Raw genomic sequence first — 5534 nt, 5'->3', positions numbered from 1 at the left:
CTGGAACATATCCGATTTTCTTTTTAACAGCAAGACGGTTAGCGGCAATATTTTCTCCATCTACCAAAATAGAGCCTTTGCTCGGATCAATGATGCTGACTAACGATTTAATAGCGGTTGATTTTCCAGCACCGTTATGTCCGATCAGACCGAAAATTTCTCCTGGCTGAATAGTAAATGATACATCTTTTAGTGCTTGTTTAGTGCCATAAGATTTTGAGACAGTTTTAAATTCTATCATGTAGGCATTCTCCTTATAGTTCTGATTTTTCCATTGGTTGGTATAGACTCACTCTTTTCAGTATAACAAAAGCGTTAAGCAAAATGAAAGGTACAAAAAATAACGATAAACTAGCTAAAATTTGACTTCTATTATCAAAAATCCTTACTATAGAAAGTGAGAATAGAAAAATAAAAATAAAGGAGTGCAGATCAATGGAAACCTTTACGTTAGCAAATGGAGACAACATTCCAGTAATTGGAACCGGAACAAATACTTACGGAAAAGAAGGCAATCAATATAATGGGGAATTGAACGATGACTTTAGTGCATTGCAGTCTGCTATTAAAGCAGGATACCGTTTAATCGACACCGCTATTTCTTATCGGAATGAAGCAGGAGTTGGAAAAACCATTTACGAAAGTGGAATTGAACGCAAAGAGTTTTATCTTACGACCAAAATCCCTGCAAAAGAAGAGTATATCGCTTCTAAAGAACTAGTAGAGCAAACGGTTTTACAGAGCCTGGAAAATTTAAAAACTGACTATATCGATTTGTATTTGATCCACCATCCAATTGAAGATACAGACCAATTGAAACAAACTTGGGAAGTATTAGAATCATTTGTTGATCAAGGAAAAATCAAAGCGATCGGTGTATCGAATTTTAGTATTGAACAATTAGAACTGCTGAAAACTTTTGCACGCATCCAACCGGTCGTCAATCAAATTCAGTCAAATCCGCATATTTGGAACAATGAAATCATTGGTTATTTGCTCAAAAATGATATTCTTCCGGAAGCCTGGAGCCCTTTAAACAAAGTAACCGAAGAGCAAACGGCTAAGTTAACTGAAATCGGTGAGAAATATGGGAAAGACTGGGGACAAGTGTTGCTGCGTTATCAAATTCAAAGAGGCGTTGCAGTTATACCCAAATCACATAATAGTGAACATCAAGCTTCAAATTTAGAGGTATTCGATTTTGAATTGTCAAAAGAGGATACAACTATGATTGAGTCGTTATAAAAACAATTTTAAATTTATCCATGGGGTTATAAAATTGAAGGTTCATTTTAAAAAGCTTCTTTAAGTTATTAAACTTGAAGGAGCTTGCTTTATATTATAGAAGTTTTATAACGAAAGAATCTGATTTTGGGTTATAATCAATGCAATGCTTTATTATAGTAGATGAAAAGTTAGGAGTGGTAATGCATGAGAAAGACGTTTTTATTTTCTTTTATAGTCATCTTGCTAGGTCTAATCAGCATAGGATGCGGAAACGAAAAAACAGCTGAATCAGTTAAAGACAGTCCCACAACTAGTGAATCAAAGGAAAAGAACACGAGTGAAGCTGTTATTTTCAGCAGTGAATCATCTGATCCGTTGACCACAAATCAGACGGCCGTTCCAACGCTTTTTATCCATGGCTATCAAGGAACAGAAGGAAGTTTTAGTGGAATGTTGTCACGTTTTGAAACGAGTGGTTGGGGAAAAAAAGCTTTAACCATAACGGTTCAGCCGGATGGCAGTATTTCTGAAACAGGTACTTGGCAGAATCAATCAGATAACCCGTTGATCCAAGTGCTGTTTGCGGATAATAAAAATAATGAATGGAACCAAGCAGACTGGGTCAAAGCTGTTTTGACCTATTTAAAGAAAACATATCAGATCGATGAAGTGAATCTGGTCGGCCACTCGATGGGAGGCGTGAGCAGTTTTCGGTACCTGGTTACCTATGGAGAGGATGAATCATTGCCAACAGTTCATAAATTTGTTGCGATCGGTGCACCATTTAATGATTTTGTAACAGGCAATGAAGCACAATCGCTTGATGAATTGAATCAGAATGGTCCAGTGGTTATCAGCGAGCGCTATAGCGACTTTGCTGCTGGAATCCAGCATTACCCTAAACTGACTAAGATGTTGAATATCGTTGGAGATTTGCAAGATGGATCAAATGGGGATGGTACCGTTCCAGTTAGAAGCGGTCTAGCCATTGGTTATTTAATGCAGACGAAAGGACTAGATTATCATGAGGAAGAAGTGGTTGGAGCACAAACTCATCACAGCCAATTGCATGAAAATACCCAAGTAGATAAATTAGTTGGTGATTTTTTATGGGGCACACCATAAGCAATAAAAATCGAATAAGAAATATTCCTATCTTCTTAAATAAGTAGGTTCATTAACCTAACAAAGGAGTTTGTCATGATGCAATTTATTATTTTACTGCGAGGAGTCAACGTCGGAGGAAAAAACAGAGTTCCCATGAGTGAGTTAAAACAGTATTTAATTGATGATGGATTTATAAATGTCAAATCTCATATTAACAGCGGTAATTTGATTGTGGAGAGTGCGGAGGATACGAAGCAAGACGTTTTAATAAAATGCCAAAAAATTTTACTTGAACACTTTACTTTTCCTGTTGAGGTAGTTGTTCTTTCAGATAAAGAATACCAAAAGGAGCTAGCAGACATCCCAGTCTGGTGGGGAGAAGATGAAGATTACCGGCACAACGCTTTATTTCTGCTGCCTTCAGCTGACAAAAAAGAGCTTGCTGAGCTGCTGTCGGCGATTGATTCGGTCTATGAAAAAGTTTATATTGGAGAACATGCTGTCTTTTGGTCTTCTTCTTTTAAAAAGAATTACAGTAAAACACATTATTCGAAATTAGCCAGCCGTCCTTTCTATAAACAGGTAACGATCAGGAATCGAAATACGACACTTAAGCTGCTTACCTTCTTAGAGAATTAGTAGGGAACTACAGTACAAGTAAAAAACGATCAAACAGTATTATACATTTTAGACCGGATGATTTAGAATAAAATAGAATGTATTTTATTTTTCCGCTAAAAATAAAAATTTAAGTAGCTTGAATAGGAGTGTGGATAAGTGCGAAAAAAATGGATAATCGGTTTACTGATTTTGGTTGTTCTGCTAATTGCTGGTTTAGGGTTTGCCGGAAACTATTTCTATGACGTAGCCGTAGCGATAAATCAAAAGGATTTCATAGAAGCAGCAGATACAGATGGAGACTATGATCCAAAAGACCCATGGCTGGAAGAAAAGGAATGGTATGATGAAGTAGAGCGTGAAAAATTAACGATTGAATCTGCGGATGGATTAAAACTTTCTGGAGTTTATATTGCAGGAGAACCGACTTCTAAAAAGGTAGCTATATTGGCTCATGGTTATGCTGGAAGCTTGGAACAAATGGCACCTTATGTTAAATTGTATCACGATATGGGCTTTAACGTACTTGTTCCGGATGCCCGTGGTCATGGAACAAGTGAAGGCGACTATATCGGATTTGGCTGGCATGAACGGAAAGATTACTTGCAATGGATTCAACTGATGCTCGATAAAGTTGGCGAAGATGCTGAATTGGCTTTATTTGGAATCAGTATGGGGGGCGCGACCGTTATGAACGTCAGTGGAGAAGATTTGCCTTCCAATGTAAAGGTCATTGTTGAAGACTGCGGCTATAGTTCCTTGACTGGAGAATTGGCTTATCAATTGAAAGATATGTATGACTTGCCGGCATTCCCTTTGATTCCGGTAACCAGCTTGGTAACAAAAGTACGTTCTAATTATTGGTTCGGAGAAGCAGATACAGTCGAACAAGTCAAAAAGAATAAAGTTCCTATGCTGTTTATTCATGGGGCAGAAGACAAATTTGTACCGACTGAAATGGTGTATGATGTATATGAAGCTGATTCATCGCCTAAAGAATTGTATATTGTGCCGAATGCCGATCATGCAGATTCATATGAGGAGAACAAAGAAGAATACAAACAAAAAGTTCAAGATTTTGTACTAAGTTATATACCAGATTGATTCATTAGTAGTAAATAGTTAAACAAAAAAAGTTCCTATCAACAGGTTGTTCTGTTTGATAGGAACTTTTTCTGGTTCTATTATTTTTGGTGTTGGTAAGAAAAATGAATCTATTCCACAATCTTGAAATTCCGGAGGAAATTTCATTATTAAGCATTACCAACATGATGTCTAGCAGTCCAAGCTTGGCTCTCGGGAAAAAGACAAGTACAACCCATTGCGCAGTATGCTCATTCGGGGCTGTACTTGCTATTTTCCTATGGAGCCAGAACAGACTTGTCCTGCTTTTCTTTTTTTAGACGCCTAGTTTTAAGCGTTTGACGATTCTGGATAAGGTGAAGCAGATACTGAAATACAATAACGCCATCGCGATAAACATAGGAATCACGTAGTCTGTATTTTGACCATAAATGATTCTGGCATTATGGGTGATTTCAGGTAAAGAGATAATTGTTGCTAATGAAGTATCTTTGATCAACGAAATCAGCTGACTTAAAATCGGCGGTACCATGGCTTTAAAAGCTTGAGGGATAATGATATACCACAAGGTCTGAGCATAAGTCAAACCAGTTGAAAGTCCAGCTTCTGTTTGTCCTTTTGGCACAGAATTTAACCCGGCACGAATAATTTCAGATAACATAGCAGATTCAAAAATCGTCATCGCAGCAACAGCTGACCAGAAAATATCAAATCGGATACCAATTTGCGGTAAAGCAAAATACGTAAAGAAAATAATCAACAAGAGTGGCAAGTTTCGGACCAAGTCAATGATAAAGCCGACGATTTTTGAAACAGCGGGAATTTTTAAATAGCGAATCAATCCCAAAATACTTCCAATGATAAAGCTGAAAAGAATGGACAAGACCGCTACTTCTACAGTAATCAAGAGTCCATCCAACAAGAAGCGGATGTTGACCCATGAAAAAGCTTCTACAATATTCAATTGAATTTCCTCCTTTTTATGATTTTGTATTTAAGCGTCGTTCGATATAAGCCATCAAATACGTCAACGGCAGGGTAATAATTAAATAAAGTCCTCCGATCAAGATATACGTATCGAATGTATTAAATGTTTCGCTGGCAATCAAGTCTCCTTGATACATTAAGTCGAGTCCAGCTACCATTGCTAAAACAGAAGAATTTTTTACTAAGTTGATAAATTGGTTGCCGAGCGGCGGGATAACGATTTTGATCGCTTGCGGCAAAACAATGTACCACAGTGTCTGACTATACGTAAACCCGGTTGAAAGCCCAGCTTCCATTTGGCCTTTTGGAACGCTTAAAATACCAGCGCGAACGGTTTCTGCAATGAAAGCAGAAGTGTAGATGGTCAACCCAATCGTACCTGCTGTAAACCCGTCGATTTGAAACCAATATAAAGGCACAACGACATAAAAGAACATGACAATAATCAATAAAGGAATGTTTCGAAAAAATTCGACATAAGCGTTTGCTAGTCCTTTAAGCAGCTTATTAGT

7 protein-coding genes are annotated in these 5534 nt (G+C 37.5%); 4 read left to right on the top strand and 3 right to left on the bottom strand.

Annotated elements, in window-relative coordinates:
- On the bottom strand, positions 1 to 241 hold a 241-nt coding region (locus RT405_RS12640), incomplete at its 3' end, for an ATP-binding cassette domain-containing protein (RefSeq protein WP_313470149.1).
- A 194-nt stretch (positions 242 to 435) separates the two neighbouring features.
- On the opposite strand from RT405_RS12640, the gene RT405_RS12635 reads away from it, so the two are divergent.
- The 4 genes from RT405_RS12635 (at position 436) to RT405_RS12620 (ending at position 4056) form a co-directional block, all read left to right on the top strand.
- A complete protein-coding gene (locus tag RT405_RS12635; protein WP_313470148.1) occupies positions 436 to 1245 on the top strand; it encodes an aldo/keto reductase in 810 nt (269 codons plus the stop codon).
- Between the two features lie 186 nt (positions 1246 to 1431).
- The gene (locus RT405_RS12630; RefSeq protein ID WP_313470147.1) at positions 1432 to 2352 is read left to right on the top strand and encodes an alpha/beta fold hydrolase; all 921 of its coding nucleotides are present in this window, start codon (positions 1432 to 1434) and stop codon (positions 2350 to 2352) included.
- Positions 2353 to 2427: 75 nt separating this feature from the next.
- Positions 2428 to 2973 (top strand): DUF1697 domain-containing protein, encoded by a 546-nt coding sequence (locus tag RT405_RS12625; RefSeq protein WP_313470145.1) that lies wholly within the window; start codon positions 2428 to 2430, stop codon positions 2971 to 2973.
- Between the two features lie 138 nt (positions 2974 to 3111).
- A complete protein-coding gene (locus RT405_RS12620; protein WP_313470144.1) occupies positions 3112 to 4056 on the top strand; it encodes an alpha/beta hydrolase in 945 nt (314 codons plus the stop codon).
- 295 nt (positions 4057 to 4351) lie between these two features.
- Here RT405_RS12620 and RT405_RS12615 read toward each other — a convergent pair whose 3' ends face one another.
- Entirely contained in the window at positions 4352 to 4999 is a 648-nt protein-coding gene (locus tag RT405_RS12615) for an amino acid ABC transporter permease (RefSeq protein ID WP_313470142.1), read from the bottom strand.
- A gap of 16 nt (positions 5000 to 5015) precedes the next feature.
- Positions 5016 to 5534, bottom strand: a 519-nt coding sequence (locus RT405_RS12610) for an amino acid ABC transporter permease (protein ID WP_313470141.1), incomplete at its 5' end; no start/stop codon positions are given.

Origin of the sequence: Carnobacterium sp., assembly GCF_032094055.1 — a bacterium.
GTDB lineage: Bacteria > Bacillota > Bacilli > Lactobacillales > Carnobacteriaceae > Carnobacterium_A.
Note: the sequence above shows the minus strand (reverse complement) of the source record. Positions and strands in the feature narration are given on the sequence as shown.

Bases quoted from the DNA above. Each gene is read 5' to 3' on its own strand.
- RT405_RS12625 (WP_313470145.1), top strand. From the start codon at position 2,428: ATGATGCAATTTATTATTTTACTGCGAGGAGTCAACGTCGGAGGAAAA.
- RT405_RS12630 (WP_313470147.1), top strand. From the start codon at position 1,432: ATGAGAAAGACGTTTTTATTTTCTTTTATAGTCATCTTGCTAGGTCTA.
- RT405_RS12635 (WP_313470148.1), top strand. From the start codon at position 436: ATGGAAACCTTTACGTTAGCAAATGGAGACAACATTCCAGTAATTGGA.